General features: G+C 59.1%; 1 protein-coding gene and 1 pseudogene. One reads left to right on the top strand and one right to left on the bottom strand.

The window, feature by feature from the left end:
* Nucleotides 1–1278, bottom strand: a 1278-nt coding sequence (locus MFF55_RS26675) for a hypothetical protein (RefSeq protein ID WP_238247267.1), incomplete at its 3' end; no start/stop codon positions are given.
* 306 nt (nucleotides 1279–1584) lie between these two features.
* On the opposite strand from MFF55_RS26675, the pseudogene MFF55_RS26680 reads away from it, so the two are divergent.
* Nucleotides 1585–2058, top strand: a pseudogene (locus MFF55_RS26680) (IS5 family transposase); the annotation flags it as partial.

Consider the following 2058-nt stretch of genomic DNA (forward strand, 5'->3'; position numbering starts at 1 on the left):
GATGCCACCCTCAAACCCACTAGCCAGCGTAAAGACCGGCGAGGCCGGCGGCGTCGTGTCGGGAGGCGCAGCACTTTGCGCCGACTCGTGCACGACGACGCTGTTTGTGGAGAACGATCCTGTAGGAGCAATCTTGGTCACCACGTCGGTGCTCAGGCCTTTTAGACCCTTCGTCGAGCCGTAGGTGAGCGTGCCGCCATGAGTGATTGTGGTGTCGGCGATCCTTAGCGAGGCTGCGCCATCGAAGTTGAAGACACGGGTCATCGAGCCCGAGTCGACAAACTGGCTACCTGTAACCGTCAGCTCGGCGCCGCTAGCCATCCAGATCTGGGATGCGTAAGAGCCTGCGCGATTATGTGGGTCAACTCCTGTGGAGTCGATCATGACGTTGTCATCGCCCCAGATGCGGAAGTTGCGGCTATTGTCATCCGCAACCGCTCGGATCAGGGTGGTTTGATTGGACTTTAAGTCATAGCCCGCATCGGTGTTGCCCGAGGATACCGTGTCGATGAAGGTAATCCGATAGGTGCCCCCCTCCGTAGCGAAGCCGTCTCCGTTCCAATACGTGCCAAGGAAGTTCTGGTTGTTTTTAATGGTCACGTTTTCGAACGTGATGTCGTGTGCGGTCCCATCGATGTGGGCACCCATGGCAAAGTTGTCGAAGTTCTGTCCGGCACTGTCGGCCACGACGTTCCTGATAAGCACGTCGTGGGAGTCGAACTGAAGGCGGATAAACCCTTTGGAGTAGCCGGTGACATCGACATCGTGGATGTACAAACCGGAGACGGTGGCGGTTACTCCACGCGCGTCATTGGCTTGGCGATCCTCAAAGAAGCGCTGAACATTGCTCGCGCTGACATGGCCAATCTCAATGTTCGCGACGTCACCAGAGGCCCGGAATGCGTTCGAGACATTTTGGATGTTGAGATTGAGAAAGGTGAGGTCGTGGGCGCCGCGGTCCAGGACAAAGGCTTGACCGCCGGTTTGGGTTGCGGCGGTAGCATCCAGCGCCCGATTGCCGACGAATTGCGCGTCCATGTCGCGGCCGGCGCTATCGACGCCTCTGATGGTTACTGGCCTACCTTCAGTGCCGCCATGGCTGATATTGATCGATCGGGTTGAGATGTCGTAGGCGCCCGCGTCCGCCCTCAGCAGAACGGTACCACCCGAGCCAGCTTTTTGGACCATAGCGTCCAACGAACTCAGCGTCGCTGCGTTCTGCCAGCTCGAACCGCTTCTGTCGCCCGACCCGGTTGGGCTGATGTGCATAGTCGCCATGGTGGATCCTTGTCGTGAGCTGCCAGTCAGCGCACCTGCTCGACCTTCGATGGCATGAAGATATCCGCGAAATGTAAACTGGATGTCGCTATAACTGCTTAATGTATCGTAAAAATTTCCCGAACATTTGGCTTTGACTGATAGAACGTCAAGCAAAACCCAATTTGTTTTTCTTCGAACTACATATTGACTATGTAAGTGAAGTTGATTTGGATCTTGGCAGCCCTAGGTAGGGGCCTCATACAACGAACTGCGCTGATTTGCGTTTTGCTCCTGTGATTGGGTTCGCTCACGCGGGAGGTGGCGATGGCACGTCTGTTTTGGTTGTCCGATGACGCCTGGGCCGTGATCGAGCCGCACCTGCCGCGCGGGCTGCCGGGCAGCCCGCGCGTGGACGACCGGCGGGTGATCTCGGGCATCTGCACGTACTCAAGGTGGGTTGCCGCTGGCGCGACGTGCCGGCCGAGTACCGACCCGCCACGACGGCCTACAACCGCTACAACAGGTGGTCGCGACGGGGCTTCTGGCAGGGCTTCTTCGAAAAGGTGGCAGCCACCGGCGCGGTGCCAGCCGAACTGACCCTGGACAGCACGCACGTGCCGGCACACCGCTCAGCCTCGGGCGGAAAAGGGGGAATGGAAACAGGCGGTCGAGCGCTCGTGGGGTGGGCGCACGAGCAAAGTCCACTGCCTGGCCGATTCTTGCGGCCGACCGGTCACATTCGCGCGTCAGCCCGGGCAACACCGCTGACATCGCGATGGCGGTACCGCTGTTGAGCGC

The organism is Methylobacterium iners (assembly GCF_022179305.1).
In the GTDB taxonomy this organism is placed as follows: Bacteria; Pseudomonadota; Alphaproteobacteria; order Rhizobiales; family Beijerinckiaceae; genus Methylobacterium; species Methylobacterium iners.